This window comes from Nocardia sp. NPDC046473 (assembly GCF_040645995.1).
Lineage (GTDB): Bacteria > Actinomycetota > Actinomycetes > Mycobacteriales > Mycobacteriaceae > Nocardia.
Map to the genome: position 1 here is coordinate 18720 of NZ_JBEYZJ010000011.1, position 16793 is coordinate 35512.

Sequence of the window (16793 nt, forward strand, 5' to 3'; positions counted from 1 at the left end):
GACGCACCCCACCACACCCCTGTGCTCGATGATGTCGACATGCCCGACGAGCCATCCACCGCAGACTCCGACTCGGAGCCGACTGCTGCGGACGATGTCGCCGAGCGTGCGGCGGACTCCGACGATCCCGTCGTGCGAGACGATGCCGTCGGAGCGACGGACGGAGTTGCCGCAGCCGATTCCAGCTGCGCGGATGATGTTGCGTTAGTCGATGATGCGGTCGTGCCCGGCGACGATGCGCCCACGCTCGGTGGCTCCGCGGTCGTGCCCAGCGGCGTTGGGGCCGCGCCCACCGACAAGGCGGCCGTGTCCGGCGATGCTGCATCCACGCCCGGCGATGCTGCGCCCGCGGATGTCGTCGCTACCTCCGGCGATGCTGCGCCCGAGGAGAAGAAGTCCGGATTTCATCTGCGGCTGAGCAACTTTCAAGGGCCGTTCGATCTGCTGTTGACGCTGATCAGTTCGCGCAAGCTCGATGTCACCGAGGTGGCGTTGCATCAGGTCACCGACGAGTTCATCGCCTACACCAAGGCGTTGACGGCGGCACTGTCCGACGATGCCACGCATAAACTGCGGGCCGACAAGATCCTCGATCAGACCACCGAATTCCTCGTCGTCGCGGCCACATTGCTCGACCTCAAGGCGGCGCGGCTACTGCCGTCGGGGGAGATGACCGACGCCGAGGACCTCGAACTGCTCGAGGCGCGCGACCTGCTCTTCGCGCGGCTGCTGCAATACCGGGCGTTCAAACAGGTGGCCGAACTGTTCGGCGAGCTGGAGGCCGTTGCGCTGCGGCGATACCCGCGCGCGGTCGGCCTGGAGGACTGCTTCGCCGACCTGCTGCCCGAGGTTACGCTGGGAGTAGACGCACACGAGTTCGCCGCGATCGCCGCAGCCGCCTTCCGTCCCCGCCCGGTGCCGAGGGTCGGCCTCGACCACCTGCACGCGCACTCCATCTCGGTTGCCGAGCAGGCCGCACTCGTACTCGAACGCCTCAAACTGCGCGGCAAAGGCGGCTGGACCACCTTCGGTGAACTGGTCGACGACTGCACCGTCCCGATCGAGATCGTCGCCCGCTTTCTGGCCCTGCTAGAGCTGTACCGAGGCAAAACGATCGAGTTCGACCAGCCCGACCCACTCGGCCACCTGTCGGTCAGCTGGATCGGCGACGACGTCCCGGACGCCGAGCAGGCGGACCTGAATATCGAGGAGGACTACGGGTGAACGACTCCGTGGACGCCGACGTCTCGGATACCCGGGACGCCGACGCCGACGCGACGGAAACCGTCCGCGAGAACAGCGACGGGCACTCAGCCGATGCGACACCCTCGAGCGACGCGACGCGCACCGCGACGAGTGAAGCAGCGGTAACCAGGAACAAGTCCGCGACATCTGGCGCTGACACCAAGGTTCCGGTAGCGGGCGACCAGTCTCAGGACGATGCTGACGCCGCGGTTCTGGTTGCTGATTCCGCGACGACGGATGTTGACAACGCGACTTCAGTTGCCGATGACGCAACTACAGATGCTCACGCCGCGACTCCGGTGGCCGATGACGCGATACCGTCGGACGGCTCGGCGCGCGCCTCCTCGAGTGAAGCCGCTGTAGCCGCGAAGGAGTCCGCCACCTCTGGCGCTGACACCGTTGCTCCGGCAGTGGATGACCAGGCTCAGGGCGATGCTGATGCCGCAGTTCCCGTTGCCGATGATGCGACGTCCGATGCCGACGACGCGACGTCGAACTCCGTGGATGCGACTCCAGACGCCGAGGACACGAATCCGGACGCTGACGACTCGAACCCAGCCACCCACGACGCGACACCAGTCGCCAATGACGCAGTCGCCGATAACACAGTGGCGGAGTTCACCCCCGAGCATCTCGAGGACGCTGAATTTCGTTCGGCGTTGGAGGCGATGTTGCTCGTTGTCGACGCTCCGGCCCCGGTAGAGCAGCTGGCGGCGGCCTTGGACGACACCACCGAGCGGGTGGATGAGGTGTTGCGGGAGATGCGGGCGGAACTGTCCGCGCGGGGCAGTGGGATCGATCTGCGTTTCGTTGGGGACGGTTGGCGCTTCTATACTCGCAGCGAGTACGCGCCATATGTTGAAAGGGTGCTGCTCGATGGCGCCCGCACCAAATTGACGCGGGCGGCGTTGGAAACTCTGGCGGTGGTGGCATACCGTCAGCCGGTGACCCGGACCAGGGTCAGCGCGGTGCGCGGCGTGAACGTCGATGGGGTGATGCGCACGCTGCTGGCCAGGGGCCTGCTCGCCGAGGCAGGCGTCGACCCGGAAACCAACGGGACGATGTATTGCACGACCGAGTTGTTCCTGGAGCGGATCGGACTCGCGTCGCTGACCGATTTGCCGCCGCTGGCGCCCCTGCTCCCGGGCGTCGACCTGATCGATGAGATCAACGAGAGCCTGGATACGGACCCCCGTTACACCAGGCTGAAAAAACCCGCCGAGGCCGACTTGGACCTTGGCAGCGAGGACTGACAGGACAAAATGAATACTTCCGCTCGCCGAGATGGCACACCGGATCGCAGGAAACGCAATGACGAGCAGCGTCCCGTAAGAGGCGCAGGCGCTGCTCGACGGGGGACCGAACGCGGCGCAGCGCGCGGCGAGGGCGGCTACCGCGGCGCAGCGCCGTCGAGCACCTCGCGCGGAAACGCGCAGGGCGGCAACGCATATCGCGGCGGTGCTACGCAGGGCAGCAGCTACCGCGACCGCTCGGAAGGCGGCAACGCACGCGGCCGTGGCTCGGCCCAGGGCTCCTATCGTGACCGCTCTGAAGGCGGCAATTCTTACCGCGGCCGTAGCGAAGGCTCCTCGCAGGGCGGCTACCGCGGCACGCGAGACGGCAACGCCCAGGGTGGCGGCTACCGCGGCGGCTCTACGCAAGGCTCGTACCGCGACCGCTCCGAGGGCGGCAGTTCTTATCGCGGCACCCGAGACGGCAACGCGCAAGGCGGCGGATATCGCGGCAGTTCCTCGCAGGGGGGCACTTCCTACCGCGGCAGCTCTTCGCAGGGTGGCAGCTCCTACCGTGATCGCTCCGATAGTGGCAGCGGCTACCGCGGCCGCTCAGAAGGCGGCTCGTCGCAGGGCGGCTACCGCGGCCGTTCCGAGGGTGGCAACGCGTATCGCGGCCGTTCCGATGGTGGTTCGTCGCAGGGTGGCTCCTACCGCGACCGCTCGGACAGCGGCTCCGCGCAAGGCAATACCTACCGCGATCGCAGCGAGGCTGGCTCCGGCGGCAACGCCTACCGTGGCCGTTCCGAGGGTGGCTCCGACACATACCGCGATCGCAGCGAGGCCGGTTCCGGCGGCAACGCCTACCGTGGCCGCGCCGAAGGCAACTCCGGTCAGAACGGCAACGCACAATCCGGCAACTCCTACCGTGGCAACGCAGCAGGCAGTTCCACCGGCCGCGGCCCCGCACAGGGCGGCATCCCGCAGCGCCGTGCCGCGCAGTCCGCGCCGACCGGTAAGAAGAAGAACCCCAAGCCGCAGAAGCAGACTCAGTCCGCCCCGCTGCTCAACAACGCCAAGCCCGCCAAGCGCCAGCACGTAGAACCGGCGGCTTCCGAGGGCCACGAGAAAATGCCGTGGGGCGAGGGCGAACGCTTGCAGAAGGTCCTCGCCAAGGCGGGTGTCGCTTCGCGTCGCGCCGCCGAGGAGATGATCGCTCAGGGCCGCGTCGAGGTCGACGGTGCCATCGTGGTCGAACAGGGCCTGCGCATTGATCCCGAGGTCGCGGTGGTCCGGGTCGACGGCACTCGCGTGATGGTGCGCTCCGAACTGGTGCACATCGTGCTGAACAAGCCGAAGGGCTGGCAGTCCACCATGTCCGACGATCTCGGTCGCCCCTGCGTCGGTGACATCGTCGCAGAGCGCATCGCGGCCGGCCAGCGGCTGTTCCACGTCGGCCGTCTGGACGCCGACACCGAGGGTCTGCTGCTGCTCACCAACGACGGCGACCTCGCGCATCGGCTCATGCATCCGTCCTACGAGGTCTCCAAGACCTACCTGGCCACGGTCAACGGCGAGGTGCACAAGGGCATCGGCAAGAAGCTCAAGGACGGCATCGAGCTCGAGGACGGCCCGGCGAAGGTCGACAGCTTCCAGGTGCTCGAGATCAACGAGGGACGTTCTCTCGTGAAACTGGTGTTGCACGAAGGGCGTAAGCACATCGTGCGCCGCCTGCTCGACGCGGTCGGCCATCCGGTGAGCCGGCTGGTGCGCACCAATATCGGTCCGGTCGCGCTCGGCGACCAACGGCCCGGCACGCTGCGTGTGCTCGGTCGCGGTGAAATCGGCAAACTCTACGAGGCGGTGTCGTTGTGATGGGTGTGGAGATTCCGGTCGAGGCGCCCCGGCAGATGTCGGGGACCAGTCCGCTCGTCGTCGCGATGGACGGCCCGTCCGGCACCGGTAAATCCAGCGTCTCGCGCCGCCTCGCCACCCGGCTCGGCGCCCGCTACCTGGACACCGGCGCGATGTACCGGGTCGCGACGCTGCGTGTGCTGCGCGCAGGCATCGAGCTCACCGACGCCGCCGCCATCGGTGCGGCCGTCAAGGAGCTGCCGCTGTCGATCGGCACCGATCCGAGCCGCGAGGTGATCCAGCTCGACGGTGAGGACGTGTCCTCGGAGATCCGCGGCGACGCCGTCACCAAGGCCGTCTCGGCGGTCTCCGCGGTGTCCGAGGTGCGCGATCTGCTTGTCGCGCTGCAACGCGAAATCGCCACCGCCGCACAGCGAATCGTGGTCGAGGGTCGCGATATCGGCACCGTCGTGCTGACCGACGCGGACGCCAAGATCTACCTCACCGCCTCGGCCGAGGCTCGCGCGCACCGGCGCAACCAGCAGAACATCGCCGAAGGCCGCGGCGACGACTACGAGGCCGTGCTCGCCGACGTGCAGCGGCGCGACAACCTCGATTCCACCCGCAAGGTGTCCCCACTGCGTCCGGCCGACGACGCCGTGCTGGTCGACACCAGCGACCTGAACATGGATGAGGTCATCGACGAGCTGTATCGCGTTGTCGCGCAGCAGATTTCGGCGACCAGGACGGGAGGTCCGCAGTGACTGAAGACGTAATGGCCGGCGACGGCATCTGGAGTGACGAAACCGACTGGGAGCTCACCGATCTCGACGGCGAGTTCGAGGGCGAAGAAGTATTGGCGATGCCGACGGTGGCCGTGGTCGGTCGCCCGAATGTCGGCAAGTCGACCCTGGTGAACCGCATCCTCGGCCGCCGCGAGGCCGTCGTCGAGGACATCCCCGGCGTCACCCGCGACCGAATCTCCTACGAGGCCAACTGGTCTGGGCGCCGCTTCCTGGTGCAGGACACCGGCGGCTGGGAGCCCGACGCCAAGGGCCTGCAGCAGTCGGTGGCCCGCCAGGCCGAGGTGGCCATGCAGACCGCCGACGCGATCCTGCTCGTGGTCGACGCCGTGGTCGGCGCCACCGCCACCGACGAGGCCGCGGTGAAGAAGCTGCGTCGCTCCGAGATCCCGGTCATCCTGGTCGCTAACAAGGTCGACGATCAGAAGGTCGAATCCGAGGCCGCCGCACTGTGGTCGCTCGGTCTCGGCGAGCCGAGGATGGTCAGCGCCGCGCACGGTCGCGGCACCGGCGATCTGCTCGACGACGTGCTCGCCGTGCTGCCGGAAACCCCGCGCGAAGGCACCGGCGGCGCGGGCCCGCGCCGGGTCGCGCTGGTCGGCAAGCCCAACGTCGGCAAGTCCAGCCTGCTGAACAAGCTGGCCGACGACGAGCGCTCGGTCGTGCACGATGTCGCGGGCACCACCGTCGACCCGGTCGACTCGCTGGTGGACCTGGGCGGCAAGATCTGGAAGTTCGTCGACACCGCCGGACTGCGCCGCAAGGTCTCGCACGCCAACGGCACCGAGTTCTACGCCTCGCTGCGCACCAAGGCGGCCCTGGAGGCCTCGGAGGTCGCGATCATGCTGGTCGACGCCTCCGAGCCGATCACCGAACAGGACCTACGGGTGATCAGCATGGTCGCCGACTCCGGTCGCGCGCTCGTGCTCGCGTTCAACAAGTGGGACCTGGTCGACGAGGACCGCCGCCTGCAGCTCGACCGCGAGGTCGACCGCGACCTGGTCCGCGTGCCCTGGGCCCAGCGGGTCAACATCTCCGCACACACCGGCCGCTCGGTGCAAAAACTGGTGCCCGCCATGGAAACCGCGCTCGAGTCCTGGGACAAGCGCATCTCCACCGGCCGCCTGAACACCTGGCTCAAGGAAGTGGTCGCGGCCACCCCGCCGCCGATGCGCGGCGGCCGTCTGCCTCGCATCCTGTTCGCCACCCAGGCGACCACCCGCCCGCCGACGTTCGTCCTGTTCACCACCGGCTTCCTCGAGGCAGGCTACCGCCGCTTCCTGGAACGCCGCCTGCGCGAAGAGTTCAACTTCGACGGCTCCCCGGTCCGCATTTCGGTCCGCGTCCGCGAAAAGCGCGAACGCACCTCCAAGAAGCGCTGACCCAGCACCTCACCCGACAGAGCCCCGAGACGCCCGGCGTCCCGGGGCTCTTTCATGATCATGGGGAACCAGTGCTGGTATCCGCCGAGAAGGCTCTGACACCAGTTCCCCATGATCTTGAACGTGGTCGCTGCCGACCGGATCCGTACCCTTGCTCGGCGGCTGTGGCATGTCCGGTTCGTCGTGGTCGGGATTTCCCGTGTCGGGCGCGGTGTGAGATGTGCGACGCGCTGACCGTGCCGACGCGCGGGTGGGGAGGGTGAGCTGGCATTATCCGGATATGGTCATTCCCAGCGTGCTGCCGGAACGTCCGACCGCCGGAACCCCGTTCGAGACGGGGTGGCCGGTACGTCTCGCCGATACCGACGGCGATCAACGCCTTCGGCTCGACGCCATCGCCCGTTATCTGCAGGACATCGGGTTCGAACATCTCGATGCCGTCGAGGACGGCGACACGCACCGTGGCTGGGTGGTGCGGCGGACGGTGATGGATGTGCTCAAGCCGATCCAGTTCGGTGAGCGGGTCATTCTGCGCCGCTGGTGTTCCGGTCTGTCCACTCGCTGGTGCAACATGCGGGTGCAGATCAGCGGCAGTGCCGGCGGTCTGGTCGAGACCGAAGCCTTCCTGATCCACTTCGGCACCGAAACCGGTGTGCCCGCCCGGATGAGCGACCGCTTCATGGAGCCGATGCTGGCCGCCACCACCGAACACCGGCTGCGCTGGAAGGCCGCCCTCACCGATCCGGCGCCGTCGGCCGACGCGTCCGACGTGCAGGTACGCCCCTTCCCGCTGCGCATCACCGATATCGACATGCTCGACCACGTCAACAACTCGGTCTATCTCAGCGGCGTCGAAGAGGTTCTGGCCGATCACGACGACCTCAAGTCGGGCCCGCATCGCGCGATCATCGAGTACGTGAAGCCGCTGAGGTCCGGCGATCACGTCGACCTGGCCGCCCAGCGCGCGGGTTCGGCGCTCGACATCTGGTTCACCGTCGCCGGTGAAACGCACGCGGTCACCCGAGTCCTGCCGATCTGACCGGACCGGCCCTCTCGCGGCGAGAGCCGGGGGAGGGCCCATCGCAGGTCTAACCCGCCAATTCCGCAACGGTGGCGCGAGCTCCCTTGGCGTGCAACGAATCCAACGCCGCGACATAGGCGCTCACGAACCGCGGCTCGTCGATCAGGTCACCGAAAACCGAACGCTCACTGAGGAACGCGGTCCGATCTTCCCGCTGCCGACGGGCCAGCGGGACCAACCGATCGCGCAACCGGTCGACGATCTCGATCGGCTCACCCTGCTCGTCGACGCCCTCCGCATACCGTGCCCAGCTCGCGACAATCGCAGCCGCGCAAGTGATTTCGCCGCCCTCTGCAAGCCGCTGCCGAATGACCGGCAGCACCCATTTCGGTATCCGATCGGAGGACTCCGCGCACAACCGCGCCACGGTGTCGCCGATCGCCGGATTGGAGAACCGTTCGAGTAACGTGTGCTTGTACTGTCCGAGATCGACCCCGGGCACCGGCCGCAACGTCGGCGTCGCCTCGATATCCATGTACCGCAACAGAAACCGGCGGAACGCCGGATCTTGCGCCGCGTCGTGCACCAGTCGATAGCCGCTGAGGTACCCGAAATACGCCAGCGCCTGATGACTGGCGTTGAGCAGCCGGAGCTTCATCAGCTCATAGGGCGCGACGTCCTCGACCAGCTGCACACCGACCGTGCCGTAATCCGGTCGGCCGAGCGTGAACGAATCCTCCAGTACCCATTGTGCGAACGGCTCCGTTACCACCGGCCACTGGTCGGTTACCCCGTACCGCCGCTCGACCTGGGCGGTCGCCTCGGGCGGCGTCACCGGCGTGATCCGGTCCACCATCGAGTTCGGAAACCGCACCTCCCGCGCCACCCAGTCGCCGAGCTCGGGATCGCGCAGCCCGGCGAACGCGCTGAACGTCGTGCGCGCGACATGCCCGTTCCCCTCGATGTTGTCGCACGACATCACCGTGAACGGTGCGACACCGCTCGCCCTTCGGCGCACAAGCCCCTCAGTGATCAGCCCGAAGATGGTGCTGGGCACCGCATTCGGCGCGAGGTCGGCGCGAATCTCCGGATCGTCGGCATCGAACGCACCGGTGGTCGCGGAGAAGTGGTACCCGCCCTCGGTGACGGTGAGCGAGACGATGCGGGTGGCCGGGTCGGCGAGCTTCGCCAGCACCGCCTCGGGATCGTCCGGCGCATAAAGGTATTCGACGATCGAGCCGATCACGCGCGTGTTCCAGCTGCCGTCCGGCGCCAGCACCGACAGCGTGTACAGCCCGTCCTGCGCCGCGAGCACGTCGCGCATCCGCCGGTCGGCGGGCAGCACGCCCACCCCGCAGATGCCCCACTCGCGGGCGCCGCCGCCGGCCAGCAGCCGGTCGATATACATCGCCTGATGCGCGCGATGAAACCCGCCGACACCGAAATGCACTATGCCGGTGGTGATTCCCGTCCGGTCATAGGTCGGTACGGCAATGCCGGAGTCGAGGTTCCGCAGAGTCGCGGAACGCAGCGGCACGCTGGTGTCCCTAGTCATAGTTACCCCGCCAGTGTTGTGTACGTCACACTTCGGATGGTACCCTGCGTGAGCAGTAGTTCACACGCTGAGCATATGCTCAGGCTCATTGAGGAGGCCGTGTGGCCACCGTCCCTTCCCGCCCGGGTACGCCCGATGACGTCCGGCTCGCACTCCGAGCCGCGCAGCTGTATCACCTAGAGGGCGCCACCCAAGCCGAAATCGCCGCCAAACTCGGTGTTTCGCGTCCAACAGCGGGCAGGCTCATCGCCAGGGCTCGCGCACAAGGCCTGGTGCGCATCGAGATCAGCGTCCCCGACGAGCTGCGCGATTCGGTGCACACCGACGTCGAGAGCGATCTCGAGCGCGCGTTCGGACTCACCGAGGCCGTCGTGCTCCGTGATGTCCCCGACGGCTCACCCTCCGGCCTGCTGCCACTGGCCCGCGCCGCGGTGGGCGTGCTGGCCCGCCGGCTGCAACCGCAGGCCACCCTCGGATTCACTTGGGGCCCAGAGACAATCGCCGTCGCCCGAGAACTGCGCACCAAGTCCGCTCGCTGCGCCACGGTAGTTCAGCTGGACGGATCGATGACCTCGGTCGACTACCAAACCGGCGTCGACTACACCCTCGGCCGCTGCGCCACCGTGCTGCAGGCCACTCCGGTCCGCCTGAACGCCCCGCTCTACGCCGATGCCGCGACCGTCACTGCGCTGGAACAGGATTCGCTGCTCGGCCACCCGATGGCGCTCGGCCGCAACGCCGACGTGATGATGTTCGGCGTCGGCACCGTCTCCACCGCGACCACCCTGTTCGAGGGCAGCTACCTCGACACCGCCATCCTCGGCGAGCTGCGCAGCCTCGGCGCGGTCGGCGAGATCGGCGGCCGGTTCTTCCGCGCCGACGGCCACGACGTCGCGGGATCGCTTGCCGCCCGGACGGTTTCGGTCTCCCTCGACGCCGTGCGCGCGTGCAAGACGTCACTGCTGATCGCCGGCGGGCAGGTCAAACACGAGGCCACCCTGGGCGTGCTGCGCGGCGGGCTGGCCAAGATCCTCGTCACCGACATCGAATCCGCGCGGTGGCTGCTGGAACAGAAGGAGGGCCTGGCCGATGAGTTGGCATAGCCCAATCGGAAGACGCGCACTGGCACTTGTCGTTTCGGCCGCCCTGGCCACGGCGGGCTGCGCGGGCGCCGGATCGTTCACCTCCGGTGGCGGCGACACCGTCACCATCGCCATGGTGTCGAACTCGCAGATGCAGGACGCGATCGCGCTGTCCGGCGAGTTCGAGCGCGAAAACCCGGGCACCAAACTGAAATTCGTGTCGCTGTCGGAGAACGAGGCGCGGGCCAAGATCACCGCGTCGGTGGCCACCCACGGCGGCGAGTTCGACGTCGTGATGATCAGCAACTACGAGACCCCGCAGTGGGCCGCCAACGGCTGGCTGACCGACCTGTCCAGCTACGCCCGCGACACCCCCGGCTACGACGAGCAGGATTTCATTCCGTCCCTGCAGAAGTCGCTGTCGTACCAGGGCGATATGTACTCGGTGCCGTTCTACGGCGAGTCCTCGTTCCTGATGTACCGCAAGGACCTACTCGAGCAGGCCGGAATCACCATGCCCGCCGAGCCGACCTGGGACCAGGTCGCCGACGCCGCCGCGAAACTCGACGACCCGGCCAACGGCCGCTCCGGCATCTGCCTGCGCGGCAAGCCCGGCTGGGGCGAGACGCTCGCCCCGCTCAACACCGTGATCAACACCTTCGGCGGCCGCTGGTTCGACGAGAACTGGCACGCCCAGCTGAACAGCCCCGAAGTTGTTCGCGCCGTGGAGTTCTACATCGACCTGGTGCGCAAGCACGGCGAGCCCGGCGCGGCCACCAGCGGCTTCGGTGAGTGCGCCACCCAACTCTCGCAGGGCAACACCGCGATGTGGTACGACGCCACCTCGGCGGTCGGCGTGCTGGAAGATCCGGCGTCGAGCAAGGTGGTCGGCAAGATCGGCTACGCGCTCGCGCCGAAGCAGCAGAAGCCGAACTCCGGGTGGCTCTACACCTGGTCGCTCGGCATTCCGAAGACGAGTGAAAAGCCCGACGCCGCCTGGAAATTCGTCTCCTGGATGACCAGCAAGCCCTACATCAAGATGGTCGGCGAGAAGCTCGGCTGGTCGCACGTCCCACCGGGCAGCCGCCTGTCGACCTATCAGATTCCGGAGTACAAGGAAGCGTCGAAGGCCTACGGCCCGCTCACCCTGTCGGCGATGGAAGGCGTCGATCCGGCACACCCGGGCGTTAAACCGGTGCCCTACACCGGCATTCAATTCATCACCATCCCGGAATTCCAGGATCTGGGCACCCGGGTGAGTCAGCAGATCAGCGCCGCGATCGCCGGCCGGATCAGCGTCCGCGACGCCCTCGACCAAGCTCAGCAGTACGCCGAGGTGGTCGGACGGTCGTATCGAGAGAGCCAGTAACCATGTCCGAAACCACCACCGCCCCAGCGGCTGCCGACTCGGCCCCGGCCGCCCCGCCGCCCCCGCTCGTCTCCCGGCGCGACCGCATCTCCCGCGCCGAGGGCTGGCGCCGCCGCGGCCCGCTGCTGCCCGCGCTGATCTTCATGCTCGTCGTCACCCAGGTGCCGTTCGTCTTCACGCTGTACTACTCGACCCAGTCGTGGAACCTCGTGCGGCCCGGCTCCCGGCACTTCAACGGCCTGCAGAACTACGCGGATGTGTTCCGGGACAGTCAGTTCCGTGAGGTCGCGGTCAACACGGTGATCATGATCGTCGGCACCGTCATCATCTCGGTGATCCTCGGCCTGCTGTTCGCGCTGCTGCTCGACCGGGCGTTCTTCGGCCGCGGCGTGGTGCGCACCCTGCTGATCACCCCGTTCCTGGTGACTCCCGTTGCGGCGGCGCTCATTTGGAAGACCACCATGCTCGACCCGGTCTTCGGCCTGATCAACTTCGTGCTGAAGCCCTTCGGCGTCGGCCAGGTCGACTGGGTGAGCAAATACCCACTGCCCGCCGTGATGGCGGATCTGGTGTGGCAGTGGACGCCGTTCATGATGCTGCTGATCCTGGCCGGACTGCAGTCCATGCCCCGCGACATCGTCGAGGCCGCCCGGGTCGACGGCGCGAACTCCTTCGCCGTCTTCCGCGAGCTCACGCTGCCGCACCTGCGCCGGTTCATCGAACTCGGCGCGGTACTCGGCGCCATCTACCTGGTCAACACCTTCGACGCGGTGTACATGATGACCTCGGGCGGCCCCGGCATCGCCAGCTCCAACCTGCCGTTCTACATCTACCAGCGCGCCTTCCTCGGCTTCGACATCGGTCAGGCGGCCGCGATGGGCGTCGTCACCGTCGTCGCCACCACCGTGGTCGCCACCCTGGCGTTGCGCCTGCTGTTCAAGTCCTTCACCGGAAAAGAGGAAGCGGCATGAGCACGCGTGCCCTCGACAACAAGCCCGTCGGCGACGAGAAACCCGCTATCACGGTGCGCAGGCGCCGCAGCCGCGCCGGGATGTTCTGGAGCGCGCTGGCCTGGGTGGTCGGCATCGGCTTCTTCTTCCCGGTGCTGTGGATGGTGCTGACCGCCTTCAAACAGGAGGGCGACGCCTACACCGACCCGCCGAAACTGTTCTTCACCCCGACCCTCGACCAGTTCTCGGCGGTGCTGGACAGCGGCATCGGCACCACGCTGCTGAACTCCACCTTCGCCACCGCGATGTCGACCATCCTGGTACTCATCCTCGGCTTGCCCGCCGCGTTCGCGCTGTCGCTGCGGCCGGTGCGCCGCACCCAGGACGCGCTGTTCTTCTTCATCGGCACCAAGATGCTGCCGGTCGTCGCGGCGATCGTGCCGCTGTATGTGATCGTCGGCGATATCGGTCTGCTGGACAACATCTGGGCGCTGGTCATCCTCTACACCTCGATGAACGTGCCGATCGCGGTCTGGATGATGCGCTCGTTCTTCCTCGAGGTGCCCAGCGAACTGCTGGAAGCCGCGAGCATGGACGGCGCGAGCACCTGGACCGGCGTGCGCGAGGTGATCCTGCCGCTGGTCTCGCCCGGCATCGCCGCGACCGCGCTCATCTGCATCATCTTCTCCTGGAACGAATTCTTCTTCGCGGTGAACCTGACCGCCGTTCAGGCCCAGACGATTCCGGTGTTCCTGGTCGGCTTCATCACGGGGGAGGGCCTGTACTGGGCTCGCCTGTCCGCCGCAGCGGTACTCACCGCGCTGCCCGTCGTCCTGGCCGGTTGGATCGCGCAGAACAAGCTGGTGCGCGGTCTCTCGTTCGGCGCCATCAAGTAAGGAAAACCCATGGCCACCATCCGTTATGACTCGGCTTCCTGCGTCTATCCCGGCGCGGAAACCCTCGCGGTCGACTCGCTCGACCTGGACATCGCCGACGGCGAATTCATCGTGCTGGTCGGCCCGTCCGGCTCCGGCAAGTCCACCGCCCTGCGCATGCTCGCGGGCCTGGAGGAGATCGACGCCGGCGCGATCCGCATCGACGGCACCGACATGACCGGCGTTCCGTCCAAGGACCGCGACATCGCCATGGTCTTCCAGAACTACGCGCTCTACCCGAACAAGACCGTCGGGGAGAACATGGGTTTCGCGCTCAAGATGCTCAAAGTGCCGCTGGAAGAACGCAAGCGCCGCGTCGCCGAGGCCGCCGCATTACTCGGCCTCACCCCGTATCTGGACCGCAAACCGGCGAAACTGTCCGGCGGCCAACGGCAACGGGTCGCGATGGGCCGTGCCATCGTGCGTGAGCCGCGGGTGTTCTGCATGGACGAACCGCTGAGCAACCTCGACGCCAAACTGCGCGTGCAGACGCGCACCCAAATCGCCGCGCTGCAACGACGGCTGGGCACCACCACCGTCTACGTCACGCACGACCAGGTCGAGGCGATGACCATGGGCGACCGCGTCGCCGTGCTGCGCGACGGCAGGCTGCAACAGTTCAGCACCCCCGCCGAGCTCTACGACCGGCCCGCCACCGCGTTCGTCGCGGGCTTCATCGGCTCGCCGTCGATGAACCTGTGCACCGTCCCGATCGTCCCAGGCGGCGTCGAAATCGCGGGCAGCACACTGGAATTGCCGCGTGACCGGATGAGCAGGCTGGCCGCGGACGGCCTGGACGAGGTCACCGTCGGCATCCGCCCCGAACAGCTCGAACTGCGCCGCGACGGCAGCGGTTTCGCGGTCACCGTCGAGTTGATCGAGGAGCTCGGCAGCGAATCCTATGTCTATGCGCGCCCTTCCGGCGGCCAGGTCACCGGCCTCGACGGCGAGTCGTTCATGTTCGTGGCCCGCTCGGGGGTCCGATCGCCCGCGAAGCTCGCCGAGTCGGTCAACCTGACGGTGACCGACGCCGCCGCAGTACACCTGTTCCATCCGGAGACCGGAGTGCGGATCGCCGAATAGTCTTAAGCGAGACCGAACAGTGCCTTCAGTAGAACAATGCGTTATCACTTCGTGTGCGGACAAAAGCACGGTCGGCTACTAACGTTCCCTAGCGGAGCGGTCGCACCCCGCCGCTGCATGGACTATCCGCACCGGAGGCTTGCGTGACCGTCGACTCCCCAGCGATCGGTAAAACCGCCCTGCACAATGTTCGCGTGTTCGATGGCCACGGCCTGACCGCACCGACAACAGTGGTGATCGATGGGGCGGTGATCGGCACCGACGCCGACGGCGCCGAGAGCGTGGACGGCCACGGCGCGATCCTGTTACCCGGCCTGATCGATGCCCACGTCCATCTGGCCGGGACGGAGTCCCTAGACCAGCTCGTCGTGCACGGCGTGACCACGGCATTGGACATGACCACCTTCCCGCCCGAGCGGCTCGCGGCACTGCGTAATCAGCCGGGTAGCACCGACATTCGCAGCGCGGGCACGCCGATCATCGGCGCGGGCGGCATGCATGCCCGGCTTCCCGGCCTGGCCGGGCACGCGGTCATCGACGGTCCGGAGCAGGCCGAGGCGATGGTCGCCGAGCGCGCGGCGGCCGGGTCGGACTACATCAAGCTCGTGCTGGAGGCGCCCGGTGACGGCGGTCCCGACGAGGCCGCCGCCAAAGCCGTTGTCGCGGCGGCGCATGCCAAGGATCTTCGCGTCGTCGCGCACGCGACATCATTGGGCGCCTACACCCTCGCGTTGGACGCGGGAGTCGACATCATCACCCACATTCCGTCGGACGGCCAGCTGCCGTCCGAGGACGTGCGCCGGATGGCGGCGGAACGTCGCGTCGCCGCCCCGACCCTCGTCATGATGCAGGGCATCGCAACGGCTTTGGGCCGCCTCGGTTTCGCCGACAGCCTCGCCAGCGTCGCGTCGCTGCACGCCGCCGGTGTGCCCATCCTCGCGGGCAGCGACGCCAATGCCGACGAGGGCGTGCCGTTCCAGCCGCCGCATGGCGACTCGCTGCACCGCGAACTGGAGCTACTCGTCACCGCGGGCCTGACTCCGGCGGAAGCCCTGCTCGCCGCGACCACCTTGCCCGCGCAATACTTCGGCCTGCCCGACCGCGGCACGATCGCCCCCGGCATGCGCGCGGACCTCGTCCTCATCGACGGCGACCCGCTGGCCGACATCCACGCCACCCGCCTGCTCGAACGCGTCTGGTGCGGCGGCATCTCGCACAACTGATCGAAGGCGAGTCGTCGGGGTGTCGCCACACTGCCCAGGCGACACCCCGACGACCTTCAGAGCGACATCACGCCCTGCGACCTGAGCAGCCTGGTGAGATTGGCACTCACCAGCCCTGCCGCCCGCAACACTGCCTCCGCCATCGCGGGCAGCCGATTCAGCTCAGCGACCGTGCCCGCCAACGCGGCGACGACCTCACCGGCGGGCCCGCGCACCGGCGCCGCGACACAGGCCAGCCCGAAACGGCTCATGTCGGTGTCATAGGCCAGTCCACGTTCCCGCGCCAGCGTGATCTGCCGACTCCACTCACGAGGCGAGAACTCCTCGGGCGGTGTGTGATTCGGATGGCCGATGGCCAGCACCTGCTCGGCGGCCGTACCAGACGGCAGCAGCACCCCCGCGCGCAGCGGAAAGACCTCATCGATCTCCCGCCCGATGCCCCCGATCAACATCGTGTGCCCCCGATCGGTCACCGACAGGCTGAACCCGCCCCGATCCGTCGCCGCCGTCAACTGCCCGAGTGGCCGAGCCGAGGCGGCCCGCAGCATCCGCGCCGGTTGCCACGTCTGCCCGAGCCGAAATACCCGTGGCCCGATCTGATATCGACCGCCACGGCGTTGCACCGCTCCTTCCACCACCAACTGGCTGAGTAACCGATAGGCCGTGGCCTTCGGCAATCCCGCCGTCGTCGCCAGCTGGGTCAAGCCCAGTTCGTCGCCGTGCGCGAGGGCCTCCAACAGGGCGAATGCCCCCTCGAGCACGCCGCGGCCCCCCATGGCCGCCTTTTCCATCGTCGTTTCGTTCACTCTCTGTCCTCCCGTGCAGAACTGCAACGAACCGAGCACGCCGTGCTTATCGCTCTCGGTCCAACAAATGGAACGCCCGGTTCGCTCATCAGACCGACAACTTCCGTGGGCGGACCGACCGGCTTCAGCATTGGTCCGTCGCGCCGAACGGGCGCCGGGCGGTGTTCCTCTACCAGGAAGAGTCTCCGGTTTGCGCCCTTCACCCACGTTTCATCGACGTCTCACGGCGTCGAGCCGGTGAAATCGGCGGCGG

At 67.6% G+C, this 16793-nt stretch carries 13 protein-coding genes and 1 pseudogene; 12 read left to right on the forward strand and 2 right to left on the reverse strand.

Annotated elements, in window-relative coordinates:
• The first annotated feature begins 408 nt into the window (after positions 1–408).
• The 6 genes and pseudogenes from ABZ942_RS35465 to ABZ942_RS35490 all read left to right on the forward strand — a co-directional run bounded on the left by ABZ942_RS35465 (position 409) and on the right by ABZ942_RS35490 (position 7555).
• Positions 409–1224 carry a segregation/condensation protein A gene (locus ABZ942_RS35465; protein ID WP_357390526.1) on the forward strand — a complete coding sequence of 272 codons (816 nt, stop codon included), beginning with the start codon at positions 409–411 and terminating at the stop codon, positions 1222–1224.
• A 629-nt stretch (positions 1225–1853) separates the two neighbouring features.
• Complete coding sequence (gene scpB, locus ABZ942_RS35470) at positions 1854–2498, forward strand: SMC-Scp complex subunit ScpB (protein ID WP_357390528.1); 645 nt, start codon at positions 1854–1856, stop codon at positions 2496–2498.
• 972 nt (positions 2499–3470) lie between these two features.
• A pseudogene (locus tag ABZ942_RS35475) lies at positions 3471–4352 on the forward strand (pseudouridine synthase); the annotation flags it as partial.
• Entirely contained in the window at positions 4352–5095 is a 744-nt protein-coding gene (gene cmk, locus ABZ942_RS35480) for a (d)CMP kinase (RefSeq protein ID WP_357389924.1), read from the forward strand. The pseudogene ABZ942_RS35475 and the gene cmk, both read left to right, overlap by 1 nt.
• 11 nt (positions 5096–5106) lie before the next feature.
• A complete protein-coding gene (gene der, locus ABZ942_RS35485) occupies positions 5107–6516 on the forward strand; it encodes a ribosome biogenesis GTPase Der (RefSeq protein ID WP_357390530.1) in 1410 nt (469 codons plus the stop codon).
• 280 nt (positions 6517–6796) lie between these two features.
• The gene (locus ABZ942_RS35490) at positions 6797–7555 is read left to right on the forward strand and encodes an acyl-ACP thioesterase domain-containing protein (RefSeq protein WP_357389926.1); all 759 of its coding nucleotides are present in this window, start codon (positions 6797–6799) and stop codon (positions 7553–7555) included.
• 49 nt (positions 7556–7604) lie between these two features.
• Here the strand turns inward: ABZ942_RS35490 and ABZ942_RS35495 are convergent, their stop codons facing one another.
• The gene (locus ABZ942_RS35495) at positions 7605–9092 is read right to left on the reverse strand and encodes a mannitol dehydrogenase family protein (protein ID WP_357389928.1); all 1488 of its coding nucleotides are present in this window, start codon (positions 9090–9092) and stop codon (positions 7605–7607) included.
• 101 nt (positions 9093–9193) lie between these two features.
• Here ABZ942_RS35495 and ABZ942_RS35500 point away from each other — a divergent pair, with 101 nt between their 5' ends.
• The 6 genes from ABZ942_RS35500 (at position 9194) to ABZ942_RS35525 (ending at position 15734) form a co-directional block, all read left to right on the forward strand.
• Positions 9194–10195 carry a sugar-binding domain-containing protein gene (locus tag ABZ942_RS35500; RefSeq protein WP_357389930.1) on the forward strand — a complete coding sequence of 334 codons (1002 nt, stop codon included), beginning with the start codon at positions 9194–9196 and terminating at the stop codon, positions 10193–10195.
• A complete protein-coding gene (locus ABZ942_RS35505) occupies positions 10182–11543 on the forward strand; it encodes a sugar ABC transporter substrate-binding protein (protein WP_357389932.1) in 1362 nt (453 codons plus the stop codon). The genes ABZ942_RS35500 and ABZ942_RS35505 overlap by 14 nt, the downstream gene beginning before the upstream one ends.
• A gap of 2 nt (positions 11544–11545) precedes the next feature.
• Positions 11546–12514, forward strand: a complete 969-nt coding sequence (locus ABZ942_RS35510; protein ID WP_357389934.1) for a sugar ABC transporter permease — start codon at positions 11546–11548, stop codon at positions 12512–12514.
• An 80-nt stretch (positions 12515–12594) separates the two neighbouring features.
• On the forward strand, positions 12595–13389 hold the full coding sequence (locus tag ABZ942_RS35515; RefSeq protein ID WP_357390532.1) for a carbohydrate ABC transporter permease: 795 nt from the start codon (positions 12595–12597) through the stop codon (positions 13387–13389).
• 9 nt (positions 13390–13398) lie between these two features.
• On the forward strand, positions 13399–14511 hold the full coding sequence (locus ABZ942_RS35520; RefSeq protein ID WP_357389936.1) for an ATP-binding cassette domain-containing protein: 1113 nt from the start codon (positions 13399–13401) through the stop codon (positions 14509–14511).
• A gap of 143 nt (positions 14512–14654) precedes the next feature.
• Complete coding sequence (locus ABZ942_RS35525) at positions 14655–15734, forward strand: amidohydrolase family protein (protein WP_357389938.1); 1080 nt, start codon at positions 14655–14657, stop codon at positions 15732–15734.
• A 56-nt stretch (positions 15735–15790) separates the two neighbouring features.
• On the opposite strand, the gene ABZ942_RS35530 is transcribed toward ABZ942_RS35525, so the two are convergent.
• Complete coding sequence (locus ABZ942_RS35530; protein WP_357389940.1) at positions 15791–16540, reverse strand: helix-turn-helix domain-containing protein; 750 nt, start codon at positions 16538–16540, stop codon at positions 15791–15793.
• Positions 16541–16793 lie beyond the last annotated feature (253 nt).